At 68.5% G+C, this 24511-nt stretch carries 20 protein-coding genes; 7 read left to right on the top strand and 13 right to left on the bottom strand.

All coding sequences use genetic code 11. The annotated features are described in order from the left end of the window. The first annotated feature begins 35 nt into the window (after positions 1-35). Positions 36-1127, top strand: coding sequence for a YihY/virulence factor BrkB family protein (locus tag JS278_RS08745; protein ID WP_114044843.1), 1092 nt, complete (start codon positions 36-38; stop codon positions 1125-1127). A 28-nt stretch (positions 1128-1155) separates the two neighbouring features. On the opposite strand, the gene JS278_RS08740 is transcribed toward JS278_RS08745, so the two are convergent. Next, positions 1156-2379 carry a pyrophosphate--fructose-6-phosphate 1-phosphotransferase gene (locus JS278_RS08740; RefSeq protein WP_425451427.1) on the bottom strand — a complete coding sequence of 408 codons (1224 nt, stop codon included), beginning with the start codon at positions 2377-2379 and terminating at the stop codon, positions 1156-1158. 165 nt (positions 2380-2544) lie between these two features. Between JS278_RS08740 and JS278_RS08735 the strand changes: the two genes are divergently transcribed. The 3 genes from JS278_RS08735 to JS278_RS08725 are packed head-to-tail and all read left to right on the top strand — an operon-like array spanning position 2545 to position 4372. After that, the gene (locus tag JS278_RS08735; protein WP_114044841.1) at positions 2545-2979 is read left to right on the top strand and encodes a pilus assembly protein TadG-related protein; all 435 of its coding nucleotides are present in this window, start codon (positions 2545-2547) and stop codon (positions 2977-2979) included. Positions 2980-3000: 21 nt separating this feature from the next. Further along, positions 3001-3621 (top strand): L-threonylcarbamoyladenylate synthase, encoded by a 621-nt coding sequence (locus JS278_RS08730; protein ID WP_114044840.1) that lies wholly within the window; start codon positions 3001-3003, stop codon positions 3619-3621. 10 nt (positions 3622-3631) lie between these two features. Next, positions 3632-4372: a 5'-methylthioadenosine/adenosylhomocysteine nucleosidase gene (locus JS278_RS08725; protein WP_483894253.1), complete on the top strand. Its 741-nt coding sequence runs from the start codon at positions 3632-3634 to the stop codon at positions 4370-4372. On the opposite strand, the gene JS278_RS08720 is transcribed toward JS278_RS08725, so the two are convergent. Genes JS278_RS08720 through JS278_RS08710 form a run of 3 tightly spaced genes read right to left on the bottom strand, consistent with a single transcriptional unit; the run spans position 4362 to position 7142 of the window. After that, on the bottom strand, positions 4362-5264 hold the full coding sequence (locus JS278_RS08720; RefSeq protein ID WP_114044839.1) for a diacylglycerol/lipid kinase family protein: 903 nt from the start codon (positions 5262-5264) through the stop codon (positions 4362-4364). The two genes, JS278_RS08725 and JS278_RS08720, sit on opposite strands and share 11 nt — an antisense overlap. Beyond that, positions 5261-6436, bottom strand: a complete 1176-nt coding sequence (locus JS278_RS08715; RefSeq protein ID WP_114044838.1) for a glycoside hydrolase family 3 N-terminal domain-containing protein — start codon at positions 6434-6436, stop codon at positions 5261-5263. The genes JS278_RS08720 and JS278_RS08715 overlap by 4 nt, the downstream gene beginning before the upstream one ends. A gap of 52 nt (positions 6437-6488) precedes the next feature. Continuing rightward, positions 6489-7142, bottom strand: coding sequence for an IMPACT family protein (locus tag JS278_RS08710; RefSeq protein WP_245935067.1), 654 nt, complete (start codon positions 7140-7142; stop codon positions 6489-6491). A 140-nt stretch (positions 7143-7282) separates the two neighbouring features. Here JS278_RS08710 and JS278_RS08705 point away from each other — a divergent pair, with 140 nt between their 5' ends. Beyond that, positions 7283-10684, top strand: a complete 3402-nt coding sequence (locus JS278_RS08705) for a PPi-type phosphoenolpyruvate carboxykinase family protein (protein WP_425451426.1) — start codon at positions 7283-7285, stop codon at positions 10682-10684. A 141-nt stretch (positions 10685-10825) separates the two neighbouring features. Here the strand turns inward: JS278_RS08705 and JS278_RS08700 are convergent, their stop codons facing one another. The 3 genes from JS278_RS08700 to JS278_RS08690 all read right to left on the bottom strand — a co-directional run bounded on the left by JS278_RS08700 (position 10826) and on the right by JS278_RS08690 (position 14422). Then, the gene (locus JS278_RS08700) at positions 10826-12331 is read right to left on the bottom strand and encodes an Hsp70 family protein (RefSeq protein ID WP_114044836.1); all 1506 of its coding nucleotides are present in this window, start codon (positions 12329-12331) and stop codon (positions 10826-10828) included. An 85-nt stretch (positions 12332-12416) separates the two neighbouring features. Next, positions 12417-13484, bottom strand: coding sequence for a PAC2 family protein (locus tag JS278_RS08695; RefSeq protein ID WP_114044835.1), 1068 nt, complete (start codon positions 13482-13484; stop codon positions 12417-12419). A gap of 101 nt (positions 13485-13585) precedes the next feature. Further along, positions 13586-14422 (bottom strand): uracil-DNA glycosylase, encoded by an 837-nt coding sequence (locus tag JS278_RS08690; RefSeq protein WP_114044834.1) that lies wholly within the window; start codon positions 14420-14422, stop codon positions 13586-13588. 40 nt (positions 14423-14462) lie between these two features. Between JS278_RS08690 and arfB the strand changes: the two genes are divergently transcribed. Further along, complete coding sequence (gene arfB / locus JS278_RS08685; RefSeq protein ID WP_114044833.1) at positions 14463-14900, top strand: alternative ribosome rescue aminoacyl-tRNA hydrolase ArfB; 438 nt, start codon at positions 14463-14465, stop codon at positions 14898-14900. A 94-nt stretch (positions 14901-14994) separates the two neighbouring features. Here arfB and JS278_RS08680 read toward each other — a convergent pair whose 3' ends face one another. The 5 genes from JS278_RS08680 to lpdA form a co-directional block, all read right to left on the bottom strand. Then, a complete protein-coding gene (locus JS278_RS08680) occupies positions 14995-16590 on the bottom strand; it encodes an amino acid permease (RefSeq protein WP_114044832.1) in 1596 nt (531 codons plus the stop codon). Between the two features lie 547 nt (positions 16591-17137). Further along, positions 17138-17617, bottom strand: a complete 480-nt coding sequence (locus tag JS278_RS08675; protein WP_147243176.1) for a hypothetical protein — start codon at positions 17615-17617, stop codon at positions 17138-17140. A gap of 68 nt (positions 17618-17685) precedes the next feature. Continuing rightward, the gene (locus JS278_RS08670) at positions 17686-17874 is read right to left on the bottom strand and encodes a YbdD/YjiX family protein (protein WP_114044830.1); all 189 of its coding nucleotides are present in this window, start codon (positions 17872-17874) and stop codon (positions 17686-17688) included. Continuing rightward, on the bottom strand, positions 17871-20264 hold the full coding sequence (locus JS278_RS08665; protein ID WP_114044829.1) for a carbon starvation CstA family protein: 2394 nt from the start codon (positions 20262-20264) through the stop codon (positions 17871-17873). Before JS278_RS08665 ends, JS278_RS08670 begins: the two co-directional genes overlap by 4 nt. A gap of 205 nt (positions 20265-20469) precedes the next feature. Further along, positions 20470-21873: a dihydrolipoyl dehydrogenase gene (lpdA, locus tag JS278_RS08660; RefSeq protein ID WP_114046213.1), complete on the bottom strand. Its 1404-nt coding sequence runs from the start codon at positions 21871-21873 to the stop codon at positions 20470-20472. Between the two features lie 198 nt (positions 21874-22071). Here lpdA and JS278_RS08655 point away from each other — a divergent pair, with 198 nt between their 5' ends. After that, positions 22072-23598 (top strand): helix-turn-helix domain-containing protein, encoded by a 1527-nt coding sequence (locus tag JS278_RS08655; protein ID WP_114044828.1) that lies wholly within the window; start codon positions 22072-22074, stop codon positions 23596-23598. An 11-nt stretch (positions 23599-23609) separates the two neighbouring features. Here JS278_RS08655 and pdxY read toward each other — a convergent pair whose 3' ends face one another. Further along, positions 23610-24488: a pyridoxal kinase gene (gene pdxY, locus JS278_RS08650; RefSeq protein ID WP_245935066.1), complete on the bottom strand. Its 879-nt coding sequence runs from the start codon at positions 24486-24488 to the stop codon at positions 23610-23612. Positions 24489-24511 lie beyond the last annotated feature (23 nt).

Raw genomic sequence — 24511 nt, 5'->3', positions numbered from 1 at the left:
CCCTGACATGATGTGCCGGGGGAAGGGAGCCGGATGTGAGGACACGAGTCTCTGACCTGTTGGCCAGGCCCGCCGTCGCGCATCTGGCCCGTGCCCAGATCCGCTTCTCCCGCCGGCTCGGCAGCCATTTCGCGGCGTCGATCGCCTACTTCACGGTGCTGGCGATGGTGCCGCTGCTGGCCTTCGCCTTCGCGGTCCTCAGCCTCATCCTCACCCGGCTGCTGCCCGACGTCTTCGCAGGCCTCAAGGATCTGGTGGTCGCGGCGCTGGGGGTCGCCGGGGCAGGGGTCCGGGTGGCCGGGATCATCGACTCCTCCTTGAGATCATCCGGGTCCGGGTGGACGGTGCTCATCACGGTGCTCACCGCCCTGTGGACCGGGGTCTCCTGGGTCGGGCACCTGCGCTCGGGGATCCGCGCCCAGTGGGAGCCGGCCTTCGCCCGGGTCAAGGACGACGATGACGGACTGCTGCTGCGCAAGGGGTTCGACGCGGTGACCTTCCTGGCCCTGCTCGTGGTGCTGCTCGTGGCCTTCGGCACCGCGCAGCTGGGCAATGCCCTCACCAGCGCGCTGGGACGCCGGATCGGCATCAATCTGCTGCCCGGACACGCCGTCATCATCAGGATCGGGGCGCTGCTGGTCTCCAGCCTCGCCAGTTCGATCTTCTTCCTCTTCCTCTACACCGCGCTGCCGCGGGGCCGGCGCAACTGGCGTGCGATCTCCATCGGGTCGGCGGTGGCGGGGATATGCCTGCCCGTGGTGCAGACCCTCGCGGGTCTGGTGGTGAGCGCCCTCAACGCGAACCGCACGGTCCAGGCTTTCGGATCGATCATCGTCGTGATGCTGGTGTTCAACGTGCTGGCCCGGATCGCGCTCTTCGTGGCCGCCTGGATCGCCACCGCCGATCAGCCCGCGGTGGCCCTGCGCTGGCATGACGCCGACGCCCCGCTGCTGGAACGCGGCGACGCCTGGACGGTCAAGGGGCACTGGGACCAGGCCCTTGCCGAGCGGGCCGCCCTGGAGTCCGCAGACGCGGACGGGGAGTCCGGTCCGGGGAAGGCCGCCGATGACGGGCCGGAGTCCGGCGCTCCCCGGACGGTGAGCCGGGCCCGTCATCGCAGAGGATGACGGGCCCGGTGGTGAAGACGGCCGGGAATCAGGCCTTGACGGGGGCGGCCGCGGGCTGCCCGACGGATTCCAGCAGGCCGGTGAACCAGTCCTGGGTGAGATCGAAGGGCTTGCCGCCCTTGATCCTGGTGAAGTCGATGTTGGTCAGCACGTCGCCGGCCTCCTCGTCCTGACCGATGACACCCGAGCGGCCCGACAGGGCGCACTCGACGGCCAGATCGGTGCAGCGGCCGATGAGTTCCAGGTCGGCCTCGTTGGAGGCGGCCGAACGGGAGAAGTAGCCCGACTTCTGCACCATGACCTTCTCCGCCTTCAGGCGTTCGGCGAACTGCTGGCCGAACCAGGCCCCCGGGTTGATCTTGTCGAGCTTGACGTGGCCGAAGGGATCGCGCGGCACCTCCTCGCCGGACTTCTCCAGCTCGGCGATGATGGCGTCCAGACCGGCACCCTCGGACAGGAAGATGGTGACATTGCCGACGGTATCCATCACCTTGCCCAGGCGCTCGGCCTCGGCGTCCAGATCGATGGCGGCCTCGGGCACGTACACCGCGTGGACGTCCCAGGCCTCGCTGCTCAGCCCGATCTCGGGCACCCACTCCTGAGCCTCGACCCACTCGTGGTACTTGGCGGCGGTGGCGGCGGTCAGCCAGCCGCAGTTGCGGCCCATGACCTCGTGGATGATGAGCATCCGGGAGCCCGAGTTGTGCTCGGCGACGATGTTCTGGGCGAACCTGGAACCCTGATCGGCGGCGGTCCAGGCGCCCAGCGACTGACGGATCGGGATCACGTCGTTGTCGATGGTCTTGGGCAGGCCGACGACCGTCAGACCGTAGTCGTGCTCGCCGAGGTAGGCGGCGAGATCGGCGGCGGTGGTGTTGGTGTCGTCGCCTCCGATGGTGTGCAGCACGTCGACCCCGTCGGCGACCAGGCGGTCGGCCGCGACCTTGAGGGGATCGTCGTCGGCCCCCACCAGACCCCGCTCCACCAGGTCGTCCTTGTTGGTCAGCTTGACGCGGGAGTTGCCGATCGGGGACCCGCCGAAGCGGTGCAGCACATCGGCCTTCGCCCGGACCTCATCGGTGATCTCGAGGTAGTCGCCCTTGAGAAGACCCTCGTAGCCGTGCCGGTAGGCGATGATCTCGATCTCGGGGGCCACTTCGGTGTAGCGCTTGATGAGTCCGCCGATCGCCGTGGAGAGGCAGGGGGCGAACCCGCCCGCGGTGAGGAGGGCGACCTTCTTGACCTGGGCCATGGTGTGATGACCTTTCATACAGGGAACTGAGACATGGACAAGCCTAGGCCACGCCCTCGCCCGGCACCCGCCGGAACCCCGTTCCACCCGCTCCGGCGGCAGCCGGGGACCCGGATTCCGCACAGACCCTTCCCTCCCGGCGCCGACGCATGCTGAGCTTGTCCCATGAGCCCATCCGATCCCCGTGCGGGGCGACCGGCGTCCATCGGCGAGCGGGGTGCGAGCCTGTCGGTCGCGGCCGTGGTGCTGCTGCCCTGCCTGATCCTGGCAGGGGGGCTCGCGGTCGACGGGGCCCAACAGGCCAGGGCGCGGCGCCAGGCACATGCGGTGGCGGCCTCCGCGGCCAGGACCGGATGCGAGGAGGCCTCGGCCGCCGAGCTGGTCGGGCGCCCCGATCCGGTCTCCGCTCGCAGAGCGGCTCTGGGGGCGGCCACCGCCGCCCGCACGGAGGGGGCCACGATGCGGGCCCGGGCGGATCTGGACGCACAGCGGCTCACCGTCACCGTCGACGCCACCCGGGCCACCGTCATCCTGTCCGCGGTGGGCCTGGACACCGTCACCGGCAGCGCCACGGTGAGCTGCCTCCTGATGGCCCGGTGAGGGCGCCGCTACGATGGGGAGATGGCCAACTACTACCCCGTGCATCCGGTGAATCCGCAGCAGCGCTCGCTGAACCAGGTGGTGACCCTGCTGCGCGACGGCGGGCTGATCGCCTACCCGACCGACTCGGGCTACGCCTTCGGGGCCCGGCTCGGCAACCGTGAGGCCATCGATCGGATCCGTCGTATCCGCCAGCTCAATGAGAAGCACCACTTCACGCTGGTGCTCAGCGAGTTCGCCCAGGTGGGCCGCTACGTCCAGATGGACAACTGGATGTTCCGCGCCATCAAGGGCGCGGTGCCCGGCCGCTACACCTTCATCCTGAAGGCCACCCGCGACGTCCCCAGGGTGATGCTCCACCAGAAGAAGCACACGGTCGGGATCCGGATCCCCGATCACGTCACCGCGCTGGCCCTGATGGACGCCCTGGGCGAGCCCATCGTCTCATCCACGCTGATCCTTCCGGACGAGGAGCTGCCGATGACCGACGGCTGGCAGGTCAAGGAGGCCCTCGACACCGAGCTGGACGCCGTACTCGACTCGGGGGACTGCGGCCTCGATCCGACCACCGTGGTCGATTTCACCTCCGGTGAGCCCGTCGTCACCAGGCTCGGGGCCGGCGACCCGACCCCCTTCCAGTGAGGCCAGGACGATGATGCTCCAAGGAGGAGTGGCGGCCTTCGGCATCATGGGGGCGATGGCCGACGAGATCCGGCTGATCCGCGACGATCTCACCGATCCCCGGCCGGTACCCGGGGCCCTCGACATCACCTTCGGATGGCTCGACGGCATCCCCGTGCTGGTCTCCCGGTGCGGGATCGGAAAGGTCAACGCGGCCCTGGCGGCATCGGCGATGGCCGCCGCCGGAGCCGCCTCGATCGTCTTCACCGGGGTGGCGGGCGCAGTCGCACCCGGACTGGGGATCGGAGACGTCGTGGTGGGGGACCGTTTCATCCAGCACGACGCCGACGGCACCGCCTTCGGCGACCCGATCGGCCAGGTGCCGGGGGAACCCGCCTGCTGGCGTCCCGACCCGGGTCTCACCGACAGGGTGCTCACCGCCGCCCGGAGGGTCGATCCGGGCGGCCGGAGGGTGGTCGCCGGGACCATCGCGAGCGGGGACCAGTTCATCGCCGATCCGGCCAGGGTCACCTGGCTGCGGGCGCAGTTCGACGCCTCCGCGGTGGAGATGGAGGGGGCGGCGCTGGCCCAGGCCGCCAGCCGCCTCGGCGTCCCCTTCGCGGTCGCGCGCATCCTCTCCGACTCCGCCGACGGGGCGGCCGCCTCCGACTTCCCGGCCTTCCTGGCCCGCGCTGCCGAACGCGACCGGGAACTGGCCCACGAACTGGTGTCCGGCCTCCGGGAGACCCGCGACCGCCGCCTCACGCCCTGACCATCAGGGCACCCTGGTCGACCCGGATCCGCATGGTGGTCGCCGACCCCACCGGATCCCCGTCCACCTCGGCGGGCACCGGGAAGCTGGTGGTCACCAGACCGGTATGGCAGCCGCTGTGCCGGATGATCCGATGCCCCCGCCGATGAAGGGTGACGGCGCGCAGTGTCGCCGCCGCCCATCCGGCCACCCCGCGCGGGGAGAAGGCCATCATGTCGAGTTCCCCGTCGTCGACCCGGGCCTCCGGCACCAGATCGATCCCGCCGGGCAGCAGGCCGCAGTTGCACACCAGCACCATCCGGCTGCGCCCCGAGAACGGACGTCGCCCGTCCACCACGACCCTGGTGCCGAAACCGCGCTGGGCCAGCGCCCGGGTCGCCCCCAGCAGGTAGGCGGGCCAGCCGAGCCGGGCCTTGAGCCGGGGCTCGGCGCCGGCCATCAGCTCGGCGTCCAGCCCCATCCCGGTGATGACGGTGAAGCAGTACTCGGGACCGTCGTCGAAACGCACCCGGCCCAGATCGATGGGGCGGGCCGAGCCGTTCAGCACGGCCGCCAGCGAGGCATCGAAGTCGTTGTGCGGCAGCCCCAGATTGCGAGCCAGCAGATTGCCGGTGCCCAGACCCAGCACACCCAGCGGGATCCCGGTGCGGGCCAGCGCACCGGCCACCTCCCGGACGGTGCCGTCCCCGCCCAGCGCGCAGACCAGATCGGCACCGTCGGACACCGCGCGCGCCGTCATGCCCGCCCCGTGGTCCTCGGAGGTCGTCGGCGACCACACCGGACCGCCCCACCCCGCCTCTCGGCAGATCTCGGCGCCCCGCCGCGCCAGCTTCGCCGGATCGGAGACCTTCAACGGGTTGTAGACGATCACCGGGTTCCGCGGCCCACTCATCGGGCCGCCCCGGAGACAAGCCGGTCCACCCGTCGCGCGGAGGCCGCCAGAGTCCGCGCGAAGGAGGAGTCGCCGGCGGCGTCAACGAGACCGGAGACCATGGACGGGACCAGCGAGGGATCGGCGCACAGCACCAGGTCCCCGCCGGCCCGCAGGAAACGGGTGGCGCGGCGGCCCGCCGGGGTGGCCGCCACCGCCTTCGCGGCCCCCAGGTCGTCGGAGACCACCACCCCGGAGAATCCCAGCCGGCTCCTCAGCAGATCCGTGACGACCGCCCGCGAGAACACCGCGGGCGAGTCCGGGTCGATCCGGGAGTAGACCGCCGAGGAGATCATGACGGTCTGCGAACCGGCCGCGATACCGGCCCGGAAGGACGCCAGGGTGGCGGAATCCGCCCCGGTGGTCCGGTCGGTGGCCGCTCCAAGATCCGTATTGGTGCGCACCGCTCCCAGTCCTGGGAAGTGCTTGATGCTGGTGACAATCCCGGCACCGGTGAAACCCTTGACGGCGGCGGTGACGAAGCGACCCACCTTCTGCGGGTCGGTGCCGTAGCCGCGGTGGAGGGCTCCGACCGGCGCATTGTCGGCGCCCACCTCGGGGTCGACGACATCGGCCACCGGCGCCAGCACCATGTTGAGACCGGCCTTCCTCATCTCGGCCCCCGTGGTCGCGGCCAGGCGTTGGCAGGTGGCGGGGTCCCCCTGGCCCAGCCTCTCGGCGGAGGGCACCGTCGTGAAGGCCTCGGACTGAAGGTTGTGGACCAGACCGCCCTCCTGGTCGGCGGCCACCAGAGCGCCCGGAAGGCCCGTGGAACGGGCCGCGCGGTGCAGGGCCGCCACGGCCTCGGTGATCTGCGAGGTCGAGGTCCAGCTGCCCAGCAGGAAGGCCCCGGCGAGTCGGTGCCCGCTGACCAGATCGGCGATCTCGTCGATATCGGCGTCGGGCGTCATGCCGACCATGAGGCAGCGTCCCGCCAGCATCTTCGGGCCGGTGGACGACGGTGTGGCCGACGCCGCTGTGGTGGATTCCGAGGGCGTCGGGGCGGTTCCGGTGGCCTCGGAGCTGTCGGTCCCCGAGGCCCCGGGGGAGGAGCCGGACTCCGAGGATCCGCAGGCTGCCAGGAGGGGCAGCAGTGCGCCGGCGGTCAGAAGCTCACGGCGGTGCAGGGTCATGGGGCGAGTGTATGGGCTTGTCGGTCGGTCTGCTCCGATGCTCTCCGCGGATTCAGCGGTCCAGCCATGAGATCCCCTCGCCGACCAGCTGCACGGGGCGGCTCAGCAGGCCGGCGAGGTGCTGGGACAGCCTCTGCTCGGCGTCGGGGCCGGATTCGACCGCGAGATGGATCTCGGCGCGGTCGGGGTGGTAGTCGATCCCCTCGACGGCGATCCCGGCAGCCCTCAGGATTCCCTCGTCGCGACCGGCCCGGGACAGCGGCAGCTCGGTGCTGAAGAGGCTGCGCATCGTCCGGCGCAGCAGGGGGGCGCCGGACAGGGCCGCTGAGGCGGACTCGCCGTAGGCGCGCAGCAGGCCGGAGGCCCCCAGTTTGATGCCGCCGAACCAGCGGGTGGTGACGGCCAGCACATCCGAGAGCGGGGTGTCCGCGGGGCCCCTGTGACCCACCAGCACCTCGAGAGTGGGGATGCCGGCGGTGCCGGAGGGCTCGCCGTCGTCGCTGGAGCGGCGGATGTCCCGGTCGGCGCCCAGGACGAAGGCGCTGACGTGATGCCTGGCCTCATGGTGGAGACGTCGTTGTCCGGCGATGACGTCACGGGCCTGCTTCTCGGTCTCGACGCGGACCAGCAGGGTGCTGAAGACCGATCGCCTGACCTCGATGCTGTGCTGATGGCGGGCGCCGGGGGGCAGTACGCAGTAGTCCACCGGCCCAGCTTCGTCCCCGGCTCCCGGACCTGGCAACCGGTCGGGGTCGAAGTGTACAAACATGTCCGGCGGGCGCGTGACCGGTTCAAATCGGGGCCCCCGGGGTTCACAGCCCGGACCGGATCGTTGAAGATGGGGGTATGGCCCACCCGCAGATGATCAATCAAGCCAACCTGAGACTTGCTCTCAACGGTCTTCCTCTTCCCGCCACGGGAGCTGCCACCGACATCGAGGTGATCGCCCCGGTGCTGGCGCGTCAGCGGGAGTTGCGTCGTGAGGTGCCTGAGCTGCTGTGCCCGGCTGACCGTCGGATCCAGGGGTTCCTGGACCGGTATCTGGAAGCGGCCGGCGTCGCGCTGCGTCCCAGGATTCCCGATACGACGCTGGTCCTGGATGAGGCGGGCCTGGCACGGACTCTGTCGTTGCCGGTGGATGCCGATGAGTTCTCCTCGGATCTGGTGGCCAGTTTCCGGGTGGCCAACGGGGTGCTGCACAACCCGCGCAACGATCGGCGCACCACGGCGGGGGTGTTCCACATCGTCGAGGGGGGTCTGGCGATCCCCGATGACAAGAAGGCGGTGCCGGCGGCGGTCTTCGCCCGGCTGCTGGAGTCGGCCTTCCAGGCCCCCGCGGGTGACACCCTGCTGCCCTACACCGCGACCCAGGACGCCGAGCATCAGGCGCACACCTACGTGTCGTTGCTGATGCGCCCGGTAGTGGTGCCCCAGGTGCCCGAGCTGGTGTCCGAGCGGCGGATGGAGACCCGGTTCTTCGCTCCTGGCGGGCTGGTGTCGAATCTGGACTTCGTGGAGGGGATCTTCGGTAACGCGGGGGACCCGCTGCTGCCGGGCAATGACGCCGCTCTGGCGCCCACAGGCTGGACGGGTCACACGGGCTGTGTGATCCTGGCCCCGCATCTGAACCGGGTGACCAAGAAGGAACTGGGCCTGCCCCATGCCGATCAGGCCAGTGAGCGTCAGCGCCGCGACGGCATGTGCTGGTCCGATGAGGCCGAGTGCTACAACGACGGCAAGCCGTTCAAACTGTGCGCCCGCGACGAGTCGGGTGTGATCGTGACGATCATCGCCGACAACTACTTCGGCTACTGCAAGAAGGAGGTCAAGACCCAGATCGGCTACTCGGCCAACCTGTTCGGTCTGGCGGAGGAGGAGCACTCGGGCGGGGCGAGGGCCTACACCTCCTACAACGAAGGGCTGGAGTACACGATCGAGTCGGCTCCCGGCGATCCCACGGTGGCCGAGGTGGTGGCGGCCAATCCCGGTCATTTCGAGGTGGGTGCGTCCGGTTGTGCGGTCAGCCTGGACGTCGACGATGTGCTGCTGGTCCCGACTCCGGCCCGGTTCAGCCTGCGCGAGGGCACGGTGTCCTGGGAGGATGATCAGGGTGCCGGGCAGTCGGTGCGGTTGCGGGTGGGTCATGAGTACCTCACCCCGACCGGGACCCGGATGCGCATCGAGCACAGCGAGATCGACAATCAGTGGGCGCTGATCTGTACTGACGGGGCCTCGACGACGCTGCACAAGCAGTGCACGGTCTCGGGCGGCGGTAAGTCGGAGATCTCCAAGGCGATCTCGGACGCCTTCATCCCGGGCAACGCCTATGTGCCTGATTTCGAGGCCGATGTGGCCGCGGTCGATGACATCCTGCACCGTGACTTCTCGATGCGGTTCGCCGATCCCGGCCTGGCCGGATCCGATCATCGTGCGATCCTGTCGCGGGAACGCTCGGTGGGCTCGGTGATCAAGTTGCTGACGGTCTCCGCGGATTTCACCGCCGACTACAACGCGTGGATCGAGTCGATCCCCCAGTTCCGCAAGGAACTGGTGTTCACCATCAAGCGGTACTACAAGCCAGAGTGGGGTTCTGACTGGAAGTCGCATTTCACGGTGGCCCCCACCAACGGCCGTCACGGCACGATGGTGCGTCTGGACGGTGAGAAGATCCGGGTCGACATGCTGCGGGTGGGTTTCGACGAGACCGGCGCCTGGCGGCTGTTCACCCTGCGCCACGACTACGCTCCTGACGTCAAGGTGCAGACCGAGGACGACATGACGGCCTCGGCGGTGGTGCCCGCCGGGTTGACCGTGGGTCCCGGCGATCTGTCGAGCAAGGTGGTGGCCAACTGCGAGGCGTTGTTGTTCCAGCGTCCCGATGACGCCATCTACCGGGGCTACGATCGCCAGACCGAGCGCGACATGTCAGGTGAGGGACTGTTCATCTCGAACTATCAGCCCCTGACCCGCGCCGACGTGGCGGCGATGCGCGAGGACATTGTGGAGTTCTCGAAGTTCACCGCCCCGATGCGCACCTTCCTGTCGGACTTCGCCGACTCGGATCCTGCTGCCGGTCCGAAGTACGTGGTGTCGTCGGCCGATCCGAGGTTGGTCGACGGGGCCCGATCGAAGAATCCGCGCTACCTGCAGGTGCGTCCCGATATCGCTCATCCTCGCGCCACCGCGATCGCCGGTCTGGCTTCCCACCTCTACCACCGCAAACCCCTTGACCAGAAGCTGGTACTGCCGGTCGACGTGGTGGCGGCCGGGCGGCGCAACAATCCCCCCGAGGCCCGGGTTCCGGCATTGTGCTCCTACAATCCGTTGCACTACATGGAGCTGCCGGAGTTGTTCATGGAGTTCATCTCCTCGATGACCGGCAAGAGTCCCTCGACGACCGGAGCGGGTTCGGAGGGGGCGCTGACCAAGGCGCCGTTCAACGCGATGCCGGCGGTCTTCGATCTGAATTCGGCGTTCCTGTCGTTCGTGCTCTCGGGCTATGACGGCTGGTTGTCCTCGGCCGGCTGCATCGGTCCGAAGGTCCAGGTGGCCCATGACATCTCCCTGCTGGTGCCCGAACTGTTCAGTCGGATGAGTCCCGAGGAACGGGACGCCGGCACGTTGATCGCCGGGGGGTATCTGGAGAGGGTGGAGGACTACGACCACCAGGGCGAGACGATCCTGGCCTCGCGGCTGGGCTACCGGATGACCGAGAAGTTCATGAAGATCTACTTCGGGCGCATCTTCATGCACCCCGACACGATCTTCACCCCCGAGATGCTGCGCCCCGAGTTGCAGGATCCCCAGGTCTTCGCCGACTCGGTGCGCACCATCTCGGCGACCCACGCCCGGGTCGCGAGAGCCTACTTCGACGACGGCACAGTGGCGATGGCGGTGCCCCCGATCCGGGCCCTGTTGGAGATCATGGCCGAGGGGCGGACCGCGGAGGGCTGGAGTCTGGACGATCCGGCGCTGCGGCAGATGTTCACCCGCGAGTCGGTGCTGGCCTCCGACTGGTACGCCGCCCGCCTGGACGCCAAGCAGGCCGAGGACGTCCGGCGTTCGGAGGCCGGGCTGGCCCATCTCCAGGAGTTCATCGCCGATCCCCGCAACGAGATCGCCTGCACCGAGATCGACGCCCAGACCCGCCTGGAGGAGGTGCGGTCCTACCACGACACGGTGACCTCGGACGGCTACCGGCAACTGCTGGTCGGCACCCTCGGCCGACAGGCCGACTTCCGGTTCTGAGAGCAGGCCGGCTTCCGCTGGTCGACCCGGTCGGGGAGCACGTCATGATCTCCTCGAGGAGATCGGACCGTTGCCGCGGGTCCAGTGCCAGGACGCTGCGGCGTGGACCAGGTCGAAGGCCGTCCCGGCACCGGAGCCGGCCTACGACCGGACGACGGGCCGGTCCAGACCCATCGTGGTGGACGCCGACCAGCCCGTGTCCAGATCGGAGATCTCGGCGCTGACCATGCCCGACGGGTCGATGGTGTACGTCTCCTCGGCCCAGTGGCCGTTGTCGACGGGGTGGACGTCCTCGGGGCCGATGGCCGCCCCAGAACGCTGCAGGCTCTCGTCGAAGGGCACCACGATCTGAGCGAAGGGGGTGAGATCGCCGCGCGGGGTGCCGTCGGCATCGGTGCGGGAGAACTCGACGAACCGGTAGATGCCGATGTTGTGGCCGCTGCGGTAGCGCCTGGTGATGGTGGTGGGGGAGTCCAGCCGGAGGGTCTGGTCCGCCAGCACGTCGAAGGCGACCTGCTGGCCCCAGTTGGTCTCCCGGAACACGCCGAATCCTCGTGACAGCCTGTCGCGGATGCTGTAGGGGGAGGTCGGGTCCGCCGCAATGGCCAGGCCGATGGCCGTGGAACCGGTGGGGTTGGGGGAGCGGTGGACGCGGCGTCCGAAGAGGTCGCGGATCCGGCGGGGGACCAGTGGCAGGGAGGTGGCTCCGCCGACCATGTCGATCCCGGCGACGTCGGAACGGGCCGGATCGGACTGCAGCAGGTTGCTCAACGGCGTCATCACGTCGATGCTGCGGTCCACCAGGGGCTGGCAGGCGTCCTCGTACTCTGCCACCGGGATCCGCACCGTCTCCTCGGGCAGATCGACCAGCACGTTGCGCGACTGCGGCCGCAGCCCCTCCTTGGCGATCCGGCAGGCCTCGCGCAGGGCGTCCTCGGAGACAGCGTCGGCCAACCGGGGCCGCGCCATGCCGGCCAGCACCTGGTCGAAGTCCTCCCCGCCCAGGTCGTTGAGGCCCACCGAGTCGATCACCTCGCCGACAGTCCCCGACATGTCGACCAGCGAGGCGTCGAAGGTGCCTCCTCCCAGGTCGTAGATGATGATCCGGGTCCGTCTCGAGTTGAGGGTCCTCGACTGCCTCATGGCGTACTCCAGGCCCGCCGCCGACGGCTCGTTGAGCATTCCCAGGACCTCGAACCCGGCGGCCTTGAAGGCCTCGATCGTGACGAACCGCTGCCCGGTGTGGGCGTGCGCAGGCACTCCGACCACTGCGCGCAACGCGTCGGTACCGGTGGCCCGGGAGATCTGGTCGTGCAGATGCCTCAGGTAGGAGGTGAGCAGCTCGCCGATCCCCAGGACACGGGCCCCTTCCCGGCCGGCGCCCAGGGTCACCGGGGTGGAGGAGGTGACAGCCGGGTTCGACAGGAACCTCTTGACCGATCGGATGCCGGGCAGCCCCTGGGCCATCGCCCGTGCCGCCTCGAAGCCGTGGATCAGCTCACCGTCTCCCGGCCCCAGTGCGGAGATGCTGGGCAGATGGTCGTGGGAGTCGCCGAACTCGTCGGAGAAGGACAGCAGCGGGAAGTTGCCGCGGTCAACCACCGCGACCACGGTGTGGGTGGTTCCAAGGTCAATGCCGAGATCCATGCCCGAAGCCTATCGGTGTCGGCCACGGGCTCCATGGGTCGTCCGGGCAGCGGCACCGCCCACCGGTTCACGGGCCTCCGGTTCCTCAGTCGGTGAGTCCCCAGGAGTCGTCGCCGTGACGGGGCCGGTAGGGGTCGGTCCCGACGTTCTCATCGCCGGCTCCGCCGGCATCATCAGCCTCACCGTCATCGCCGCGCCGGCCCTGCTGATCCTCGTCGCGGGCCTGCCCGTCATCCTCCCCGGAGGAGCCGTCGTCCGGGTCGTCCATCGAGCGCAGGAAGGCCTCGGCCTCGGCGCCGATGTCATCGGCGCTGGGAAGGGTCACGTGCTGGGACTCGATCTCGCGCCGCCCGGACTGGTCGTCGTACTGCTCCTCGAGGGCCGAGACCATCGCGCTGAGCTCCTCGGAGTCCTCGACCTGGCTGGAGATCTGGGCACGGACCACGCCGGCGGCCATCGCCAGGGCATGGCTGGGCAGGGCCAGCCCGGTGATCTGGCGGATCGCCTCGACCAGCGCACGGGCGGCGTCGGGGTAGTCGAGATCGGTGAGGTAGTGCGGCACGTGGGCCGCCAGCCCGACCACGTCGTGACGCGACTCGCCCAGCCGCTGGCTGAGCACCGCCGGGAAGGAGGCCGGCATCTGGATGCGGCCGAACGGGGAGGAGTGCCCGATGATCAGTTCGGGCCTGCTCGCCCACCTGGTCACCTGGACCGGTCGGGTGTGGGGGGCCGCCATCGGGATCGACTGGGTGATGATGGTCAGGCGCACCCCGAGTTCGTCGATGATCTCGCGGATCTCGTCGGTCATCTGGTTCCAGCGCAACGCCGGCTCCGGACCGTCGAGCAGCAGGAAGCTCTGACCGAGCTCATCGGTCACCTCGTGCAGCACCATCCGGGGGGACTCGTATCCCTCGAAGTGGTCGGAGTCGAAGATGATCGGGGGCCGGGAGTCGCGGTGATCCAGGATCTCGTCGAGCCTGAACTCGCCGAGCTCACGATGGGCGAGCTCGGCCAGCATGCTCTGGCGCAGGTGCTGCTGAGCATGGCCGATGTCGGCGAATGAGCCGACGGTGAGGATGAGGGTCGACACGTCGATCCCGTCGGGATCGACATCCGAGCTCCAGCCGAACAGTCGATTCTCCTTGTCGTTCATCTGGGCCTCCCCTTCCGAGGCGACGGGGACATATCCGTCGCGCCTCCAAGAACAGCACGACAACGGCCGTTATTCCAGTACCGACGTCGTACCGGGCCCGGTCACCCGCGTGACAGGCGATCGGCGGCCGCGATCGCCTCGTCGAGCATACCGACGGTCAGACGGCCGGTGAATGTGTTGCGCTGGCTCACGTGGTAGCACCCGACGACCTCGAGGCCCGCCCCGCCGGGGCGTAGCAGGCGGGCCCGCGCTCCATGGCCGAAGCGCGGCGCCGGGCGCGGCACCGTCCACCCCAGCCGGCGCGCGGCCCCCAGAAGGGATGTCCAGGCCATCGACCCCAGGCACAGGGCGGCGCGCGCCCCGGTCAGCAGCACCAGTTCCCGGTCGAACCAGGCGGAGCATGTCCGCCGCTCCTCGACCGAGGGCCGGTTGGCCGGCGGGGCGCAGTGGACCGGGGACAGGATCCGGCATCCCCGCAGCTCCATTCCGTCGCGGGCGTCGACGGCGGTCGGCGCGCTCGCCAGTCCGGCCCGGTGAAGCGCGGCGTAGAGCCAGTCTCCCGACCAGTCACCGGTGAACATCCGCCCGGTCCGGTTGGCGCCGTTGGCGGCCGGGGCCAGCCCCACCACGAGCAGCCGGGCCCGGGGGTCCCCGAAGGAGGGCACCGGACGGCCCCAGTAGGGCTGATCGGCGAAGGAGGCGCGCTTCTCGACCGCGACCCGCTCCCGCCAGGACACCAGCCTCGGGCAGGCCCGGCACACCGACACCACGGCGTCCAGATGCCGCAGGTCATCAGCGGACCGCGCAAGGTCCGAGGCGTCGGCCGCCGAATCCGCCACCGGCGTCCTGGAGTCGGCGGGGTCGCCCGGCCATCCGGTGCCGGGCGGCACCGGGGAGTCGAAGAATTCACCGGTGCTCGGGTGGGGAAGAGCAGGCACCCTCCGAGTCTGTCACCCCGTTCGCCTAGGCTTGGTCCCCATGGACGGCCTGCAGGTGACCACGGGGGAGTCCGGCGGCGAATTCGTGATCGGTGAGGCTCACCTCCACGAGCGCTTCTCCCACAGCTCGGGGCCCGGCGGTCAGGGTGTCAACACCTCCTCCTCCCGGGTCGAGCTCAGCCTCGACGTGGCAGGCTGCCCCGACATCCCCGAACGGCTGCGTTCCCGCCTGCTCGCCGGTCTGGAGAGCAGGCTCGTCGGCGGCATCCTCACGGTGGCGGCCTCCCAGTACCGCGAGCAGCTGGCCAACAGGCGCGCCGCACGAATTCGGATGGCCGCGCTGCTCGGTGCCGCCGGGCGGCCCGTGCGCTCCCGCAGGCGTACCCGGCCCACCCGCGGATCGAAGCGTCGGCGTCTGGAGGCCAAGAAGCGGCGGTCCCGGACGAAGGCCGAACGGCGTCCTCCCACTGACTGGTGATCCTACTCATCCCAATAACAGGCCCACGCATATTGATGAATGTGGCCCCGTCCATGGACGGGGCCACATTCATCAATGATGGTGGGACGTGCGCTCAGGATTCATGGGGAGAATCGGAGGGTGCCGTGCTCGTGGCTCCCTCCGACTCGGAACCGGCCGCGCGGCGGGTCTTCCGGCGGGTGTCGTACTGATGGTCCATCACGTTGACGATCTGCTCGTTGATGTCGGCGGTGAGATCACTGCCGTGTGCCAGCCGTGAATGGCCCTTCGAGTAGCTGAAGTACACGATGAAACCGATCACCATCCAGATCAGGAATCGCATCCAGGTCTCGATCGAGAGGTTGAGCATGAGGTAGAGGCAGATGATCGCGGAGATGATCGGGATCACCGGTACCCACGGCACCCGGAAGGCGCGGGGAAGATCGGGGCGCTTGCGGCGCAGCACGATGATGCCGATCGAGACCATCACGAAGGCGAGCAGGGTGCCGATGTTGACCATCTCGTCGAGGATGCCGGGAGGCACCAGGGCGGCCAGCAGTCCGTCGGCCAGCATGATGATGATGGTGATGCGGTAGGGGGTGCGGGTCTTCGGATGCACGTGGGAGAGGCCCTCGGGCAGCAGCCCGTCGCGCGACATCGCGAAGATCACGCGGGTGGCGCCGATCATCATCGTCAGCACCACGGTGGTGAGTCCGGCCACCGCGCCCGCCGAGATGACGATGGCCATCCAGGGTTTGCCGACGGTGGTGAAGGCCTTGGCCAGGGAGGCGCTCGGGTCGAGCTGGTCATAGGGGACCATGCCGATCAGTACCAGCGAGATCGCGATGTAGAGGATGGTGCACACGACCAGCGAGCCGAGGATGCCCAGGGGAACGTCGCGCTCGGGGTTCCTGGCCTCCTCGGCGGTGGTGGCGACGACGTCGAAACCGATGTAGGCGAAGAACACCAGGGCGGCGCCGGCGACGATACCGGAGACGCCGAATGCCGTCTGCTGGGAGCCGGTGAACCACTGGAGCAGCGGCTGGGTGAGACCTCCAGAGCTCTCCACGGGCTGCTTGTCCGGGACGAAGGGGGTGAAGTTCGACGCCTTGACGTAGCCGATGCCCGCGACGATCACGAACATCACGATGAACAGCTTGATGGCGACCAGAGCCGTGTTGACGCGCACCGACTCCTTGATGCCGCCGATGAGCAGCAGGCCCAGGACGATGATGAGGCCGAAGGCCAGCAGGTCGAACCGGCCTCCCGAGACGATCTGCGGCGGCAGGTCGATGCCGAGCTGGGAGAGGAAGACCGTGAGGTAGGCGCTCCAGCCCTGAGCGACCACCGAGGAGGCCAGGAAGAGTTCCAGGAACAGATCCCAACCGATGATCCAGGCGAAGATCTCGCCCATGGAGGCGTAGGAGAAGGTGTAGGCGGAGCCGGCGACCGGGACGGTCGAGGCGAACTCGGCGTAGCACATGGCCGCCAGTCCGCAGGCGATGGCGGCGATGATGAAGCTGACGATGATCGAGGGGCCGCTCATGGAATGGGCGACCCGCCCGGTCATGGTGAAGATGCCGGCGCCGATGACGACGCCGATGCCGAACATCGTGAGTTCGACCCATGACAGGCTCTTGTTGAGCTGATGTTCCGGATCCTCGGTGTCGCGAAGTGACTGCTCGACAGATTTGGTTCTGAGGATGCTCACTGGGCTTCCCCCCGTTCGGTGATGGGTGTGTTCAGTGATGGCTGCCCGGTGCATTTGCTGAACGGGCATTGATGAACGGGGATGCTACGCCCGGTCGCCGTCGATCAGTGGGAGACTTCCTCATATTCCCGCGCAGGGATTCCCCCGGTCGTCACGAGGCGAGCCGTTCCGGGCCCGACGCAGGGATGGGGAGTGAGGTTCATCACAGCCGGCGCGGGGAAACTGTCACCGTTCTGTAACAGGGCGTCGTCTCAGTATTCGGCACGGGAACAGCGTCGGGCGAGTATCTGGGAATAACAGGCCCATGCACTCTAACCATCGAACCGCTGATCCCACGCCCGGAACTCAACTCCCGAACTCCCTCACACTCGCCACCACGACCGAGAGCCCGGCGTCTCTGTTTGAGGCGTTCGAGGCCTGGCCGTACGAGGAGTGAGGTGAAGAGGGCCCGGGGGAGGCCGGCTTCAGATCCCCATCTCCCGAATAAATGACATAATGTCGCTTATCGGACAATCAGGATCGGCAGGATCGGGGCGTGGGCTGGCACTCAGAACATCTCCACGAAGGCCTGCACGTCGGCCCCGGTGCCCATGCTCTTCTCCGCGAAGGCCCCGGCCTTCTGGCGGGTGGGACGCAGCACGAGCCACACCACAGCGGCCGTGAGCACCAGGCCCAGCGCGACCTGCATCCAGCTCAGCCTCATGATGATCCCGGCGACGTACATCAGCAGGCCCGGAGCCTCTGCCAGGCTCATGGTGATGAAGAACCTCGACGCGTAGGCCTGGTACAGCTGGGACGGCTCCTGAACGGCCGTGCCGACCACCGACGCGACCCGCGACGCCAGGAAGGACACCACCGGTGCGGCGACGGCCAGGATCCAGCCCAGCATCGGATCCGCCTGAGGCTCGGGTTCCAGGATGAAGAACGAGACGAGCGCGACCATCACCAGGGCCATCGCCATCGCCGCGGCGATCATCCTGAGAACGGTCACCTGCTGAGGGCTTCCCGCCGCATTCTGCAGTGTCATGGCGCGCAGACTATCGGGTCGGCGTCCACCCACTCAGTCTGTGAATTGTCTGTGTTTTAGCCTCAGGGTCAGCAGCACCCGCCGGCGACATCGTTCTCGGCCAGGCGCGCCCTCTCCCGCCAGAACTGCCTCTCCCCCATGGGTTCGTGGTCGGGATGCTCGAGCCGGTGGCGCACCAGGTAGTGCTCGTAGGCCGACTCGCCGGTGAGGTCGCGCCACAGCCCGCGCAGCCGGCGCAGCCGCTCCCCCGCCGTCACGGCTCTTCCTTGGTCGTGGCGTTCTCGCGGGGCGCTCGGTGCAGGAGGGTGAGGTCGCCCACCTTCTCGTACTCGGCGACCAGTTTCTTCTCCAGCTTCGTGGCGACCAGGCTGGCGGGTGCGAAGAAGTTCGACTCGGCGAACTCGTCCTCGGAGCTGGTGAACTGACGGCTGCGCAGTGTCCTCACCACGCGGATCACTCCGCAGACGATGACGAAGGCCACCGTCACGAGGAAGACGATGGACAGCGTTCCCTGGATGAAGGTGTTGCGGATGATGGCCTTCTGGATCTCGATCTGGGCGGGGTCGTCGATGCCGGGCAGTGCTGCCCTGGCGTCGCGCCACTGCTGCCAGTAGCCGATGTTCTTGTCGGTGGAGAAGATCTTCTGCCAGGAGGCGGTGAAGGTCACCGCGGTGTCGAGGATGAACGGTATCGCGGGCACCCACAGCCATTTCGCATACCCCTTGCGCACCACCATCACGCAGATCAGCAGCAGCGCGACCGCCGCGATGAGCTGGTTGGCGATGCCGAACAGCGGGTAGAGGGTCTGGATGCCGCCTCTCGGGTCGGTGACTCCCATCAGGAGCAGGGAGCCCCAGGCGGCTACCACCACGGCGGTGGTCATCCAGGCGCCTGGCCGCCATGACGGGTCCTTGAACTTCTTGATGCCGTTGCCCAGAGCGTCGGAGAGCTGGAATCGCGCCACTCTGGTCACGGCGTCGACCGCCGAGAGGATGAACAGGGCCTCGAACATGATGGCGAAGTGGTACCAGAAGCCCATCATGGTGCGGCCGCCGCCCACCTGGTGGAGGATGTGGGCGATGCCGACCGCCAGGGTCGGGGCGCCGCCGGTCCGCGAGGTCACCGAGGGTTCGCCGACGTCCTTGGCCAGCTGGGAGAAGGCCTCGGCGCCGACGTAGGTCTTGTCGCGGCCCTGGTCGTCCCAGGATTCCCAGCGCGCCTGGATCGAGTTGCCGCGGGCGTCGGTGACGCCGAGATTCTTGACCGCCTCGGCGGTGATCTCGTTGCGGTCGTCGGTGGTCCGGACGACGGCGGGCCCGGCCAGGCCGTCGACCGAGGCCTCGGAGGTGTTCATCCCGAAGTAGATTCCCTGGTTGAGAGAGACCGCGGCGGCCAGCGCCATGATCGCCACGAAGGACTCCATGAGCATCCCCCCGTAGCCGATCATCCGGGCCTGGCTCTCCTTCTGGATCATCTTCGGGGTGGTCCCCGAGGAGACCTGGGCGTGCATCCCCGACAGGGCTCCGCAGGCGATGGTGATGAACAGGAAGGGGAACAGGGTGCCGGCGAAGACCGGGCCGTCGGTGTTGGAGGCGAATTCGGTGACCGCGGGCATCTCGGCGATGGGCCGTACGATCACGATGCCCACGGCGAGCACGACGATGGTGCCCACCTTCATGAAGGTCGACAGGTAGTCGCGCGGGGTGAGCAGCAGCCAGACGGGCAGCACCGCGGCGAAGAAGCCGTAGATGATCATCGCCCACACCAGCGTCGTCGGCGACAGGTGGAGGTAGTGCTGGCCGAAGGCGCTCTGGGAGACCCAGCGCCCCGAGATGATCACCAGGATCAGTACCGCGAAACCGGCCACCGAGACCTGGGTGATCCTGCCCGGCTGCACGTAGCGCAGCCACAGGCCCATGCAGAGTGCGATGGGGATGGTGCAGCCCACCGAGAAGACTCCCCAGGGGGAGGATGCCAGGGCGTTGACGCAGACCATCGCCAGGACCGCCAGGACGATCATGAGCATCACCAGCACGATGACTGTGGCGACCACCCCGCCGATCCTGCCGATCTCGTCGGTGGCCATCTGGCCCAGCGAGCGGCCGCCGCGGCGCATCGAGAAGAAGAGCACCAGCATGTCCTGGACGCCGCCGGCCAGGCAGACTCCGATGATGATCCACAGGGTGCCCGGCAGGTAGCCCATCTGGGCGGCCAGGACGGGGCCGACCAGTGGTCCGGCACCGGCGATGGCGGCGAAGTGATGGCCGTAGAGGACGACCCGGTGGGTCGGGTCGAAGTCCTTGCCGTTGTTGATCCGTTCGGACGGAGTGGCGTTGCGGTCATCGGGGCGCATGATCCTGCGCTGGATGTACAGGCCGTAGAAGCGGTAGGCGATCGCGTAGGTGCACACCGCCGTGATGACGAACCAGAGGGTGTTGACCTGCTCGCCGCGCACCACCGCGAGCATCGTCCAGCCCAGCACCCCGGCCGCGGTGACCAGGACCCAGATGGCCACCTTCCACGGCGTCCACCGGGTGTGGGGTCTCACTCCGACCGGCACTCCCCTGCCGTTGCGGAGGATGTACTTCTCCTCCTCCGGGCTGTAGGTGGGCGACGCGGCCTGCTGCTGTGCGGTTGTCCCGGCCATTGCTGCACTCCCCTGTGCGAATTCGACCTTGAACTCCGGGGCAGCCGAATCCGGTCCTCGGCCCGCCCCCATGACGCACTGTATGGCTGATCGGCGCTCCGGGTGCGCGTTCGGCACCGATTCGTCCACATCGGCACCGAAGTCCTGGCAGGCCGGCACGCAGTCGGGGCGCGTCCCGAAGGACGCGCCCCGATGCGATGACCGATCAGAAGTTGATCATGTGGCCGCCGATGCCCTCGGCGGCGTCCTTGAGCGCCTCCGAGAGGGACGGGTGGGCATGGATGTTGCGGCCCACCTCGTCGGCGGTGATATCCCACAGCTGGGCCAGGGTCAGCTCGGGCAGCAGCTCGGAGACGTCGTGGCCGATCAGCGAGGCGCCCAGCAGCTCGTCATGGCGGGCGTCGGCGACGATCTTGACGAACCCCGTGCCGTCGCCCAGTCCCCAGGCCTTGCCGTTGGCGGCGAAGGGGAACTTGCTGACCTTCACCTCGTAGCCCTTCTCGCGGGCCTGCTCCTCGGTGTATCCGAAGGAGCCGACCTGGGGCTGGCAGTAGGTGGCCCGCGGGATCATGTCGTAGTTGATCGGCATCGTCTCGGCGCCGGCGATGGTCTCGGCGGCCACCACCCCCTGGGCCTCGGCGGTGTGGGCCAGCATGAGCTTGGCGGTGCAGTCGCCGATGGCGTAGATGCCGGGCACGTTGGTGCGCATGTAGTCGTCGATGGCGACGGCTCCGCGGTCGGTGAGCTGGACGCCGGCCTTCTCCAGCCCGTACCCCTCGACCCGGGGCGCGAATCCGACGGCCTGGAGGACCCGGTCGGCCTCCAGCACCCGGGCGTCCCCTCCGGCGGCCGGGGACACGGTGACCTTGACCTTCTCCCCGGAGTCGTCGATGGCGTCGACCTTCGTGGAGGTGAGCACGGTGATGCCGAGCTTCTTGTAGGCCTTGGTGAGTTCGGCGGACACCTCCTTGTCCTCATTGGGGACCATCCGGTCGAGGAACTCGACGATGGTCACCTGGGATCCGTAGGCCGCCAGGACGTAGGCGAACTCGGTGCCGATGGCGCCCGATCCGGCGATGATGATCGATCCGGGGACGGTGTCGGAGAGGATCTGCTCCTTGTAGGTGACCACGCGCTCCGACAGCTGGGTTCCGCGCAGGGTCTTGACCTGGGACCCGGCGGCGATGATGCAGTTGTCGAAGGTCAGTTCGTCGGTGACCTGGCCGTTCTCATCCTTGACGGCGATCCCCTTGGGGCCGGTGAACTCACCCCAGCCGTTGAACTCGGTGATCTTGTTCTTCTTCATGAGGAAGTGGATGCCGTTGACCATCCGCTTCGAGACGGCGCGCGAGCGGCTGAAGGCCTTGCCGTAATCGACCGAGATGTCTCCGGAGATGCCGAAGGTCCCGGCCTCCTTGGTGACGATGTTGGCGAGTTCGGCGTTGCGCAGGAGCGATTTGGTCGGGATGCAGCCGATGTTGAGGCACACCCCTCCCCAGTACTCCTTCTCGATGATGGCGGTCTTCTTGCCGAGCTGGGCTGCGCGGATCGCTGCCACATAGCCGCCGGGGCCGGCTCCTAGGACAACGACGTCGAAGTGTGAGGTCATGGTCACACTCTAACGACCTGCCCGGCATCGGGGGCCAGTTGAATCCCGGGCTTCCGCCGAGGCCGAACGGCGGGAACCCGCCTCATATGGCGGTCATCTCCAATATGATATATTTCTCGTGTGCGCCGTCGTGCGTCTCCGGGGATTCCGGGGGCCCGAGGCGCCGCCCAGTGCCGCCGACGTGAAAGGACAAGCCGCGTGGACACCATCAGCCCGGCCTCCGTGGGACGCCTCATCCGGGACGCCCGCAAGCAGCGTGGTCTGACCCAGAATCAACTCGCAGACCTTCTCAAGACCTCGCAGAGCGCGATCCACCGGATCGAGGTCGGAAACCAGAACCTCTCCCTGGACTACATCAACCGGATCGCCGACGCCCTCGAGTCCCCGCTCATCGCGACACCCGGCACGGCCTCCATGAACTACCTCATCGAGGGCGGCCGGACGCTGTCGGGCAGCATCGAGGTGCGCTCCTCCAAGAACGCCGCCGTCGCCCTGCTGTGCGCCAGTCTCATCAACCGCGGCCACACCGTGCTGCGCGGTCTGGCTCACATCGAGGAGGTCAACCGGATCCTCGAGGTGCTGGCCAGCATCGGCATGGAGGCCACCTGGTCCGACGACGACAAGGACCTCACCCTCACCCGGCCAGACGAGCTGGATCTGGGTGCCATGGACCTGGCCGCGGCCCGCAGGACGCGCAGCATCCTCATGTTCCTGGGCCCCCTGATGCACTTCTACGACGAGTTCAAGCTCCCCTACGCCGGCGGCTGCAACCTGGGCGCCCGTACCGTCGAGCCGCATCTCCAGGCGCTGCGGGTGATGGGCCTGGACGTCGTGGCCACCGAGGGCTACTACCAGTGCGAGGTCCACGACCGGGCCCTGACGGAACGTCACATCGTGCTCACCGAGCGCGGCGACACCGTCACCGAGAACGCCCTGCTGGCCGCCGCCCAGATGCCCAGCCTCACCGTGCTGCGCAACGCCAGCCCCAACTACATGGTGCAGGATCTGTGCTTCTTCCTCACCAAGCTCGGCGTCCAGATCGACGGGATCGGCACCACCACCCTGCGGATCCGCGGCGTGGCCGACATCAACACCGACGTCGAGTACTACCCCTCTGAGGACCCGATCGAGGCCATGAGCCTCATCACCGCCGCCGTGGTGACGAAGTCCGAGCTCACCGTCACCCGATGCCCGATCGAATTCCTGGAGATCGAACTGGCGATCCTGGCGGAGATGGGCCTGGACTTCTCGGTGACCGACGAGTACCCGTCGCGCAACGACAACACCCGGCTGGTCGACATCACCGTGCGCCCCAGCCACCTGGTGGCTGTCGCCGACAAGATCGCCCCGATGCCCTTCCCGGGACTCAACATCGACAATCTGCCGTTCTTCGCCGTGATCGCCGCCGAGGCGGAGGGCCGGACCCTCATCCACGACTGGTGCTACGAGAACCGGGCGATCCACCTGGTGGATCTGGGTAAGCTGGGCGCCAACGTGCAGCTGCTCGATCCGCACCGGCTCATCGTGGCCGGGCCGACGAGGTGGCGGGGCCGCGAACTCATCTGCCCGCCCGCGCTGCGACCGGCCGTCTGCCTGCTGCTGGCGGCGCTGGCCGCCCAGGGGGAGACCACCCTGCGCGACGTCTACATGATCAACCGGGGTTACGAGGACCTTCCCACCCGGCTGGGCAGGCTCGGTGCCAGCATCCAGGTCTTCTCGGGTTAGTCAACGGAGGGTCAGACTTCCCAGGTGCGCGCGGCGGGGGCGTTGACGAGCAGGTCCTGGGCCGCCACCAGGGCCGGCTCCTGACGTCCCAGCCGTGCTGTTGCCGACAGCACGGCGTGCACCGATCCGGCGGTGCGGCCCAGGGCCTCGGCCAGGTCGCGACCGCGCAACAGATTGGCCAGGAAGACCGCCGTGGTGAGATCTCCGGAACCGTCGAAGACGGCGTCCAGCAGCGGCGTGGAGACCAGCAGAGTCCGCCGCGCCCGGACCGCCACCATGTGCATCCGGTCGCCTGGCAGGTCGCGGCACGCCACTGAGGTGACCAGCACCGTGGCCGGGCCGCGCCCGACCAGGGACCGGGCGGCGTCCACGATCTCGCCGAGGGTGACGGGCCGGCTGCCGGTCAGCGCTCCCAGCTCGAAGAGATTCGGGGTGAGCACGTCACAGGCCTTCACAGCCTGCTCGCAGAAGAACCGGCGCACCTCGGGCGGCACGTAGAAGCCCTTGTCGGCGTCCCCCATCACCGGGTCGCAGCAGTACATGAGGGCGGGGCTCTCCTCGCGCAGTCGTGCGGCCGTCTCCAGGATCACCGGACCGGTGTCACCGGTGAGGTATCCGCTGAGCAGGGCATCCACCCTCCCGAGCACGTCGTTGCCGGCCATCGCGTCGACGATCGAGCGCAGCTCGGCGGGGCTCAGCGACGGCCCGGCGACATGGGGCCGGGCGTTGTCGTTGGACAGCACGACGGTCGGCAGCGCCCAGGTCTCCACCCCCATCCGCTGCAGGGCGAACACGGCCGCCGAGTTGCCGACCGCCCCGACGGTGACGTGGGACTGGATCGACAGGACGGTGGGGGCCGGCGACGGGTCGTGGGCGGGAGGGGTGGTCACGCGGCGATCATCGCAGAGCCCGG

Origin of the sequence: Acidipropionibacterium virtanenii (assembly GCF_003325455.1) — a bacterium.
Taxonomy (GTDB): Bacteria; Actinomycetota; Actinomycetes; order Propionibacteriales; family Propionibacteriaceae; genus Acidipropionibacterium; species Acidipropionibacterium virtanenii.
This window is presented reverse-complemented; position numbering and strand designations above follow the sequence as displayed.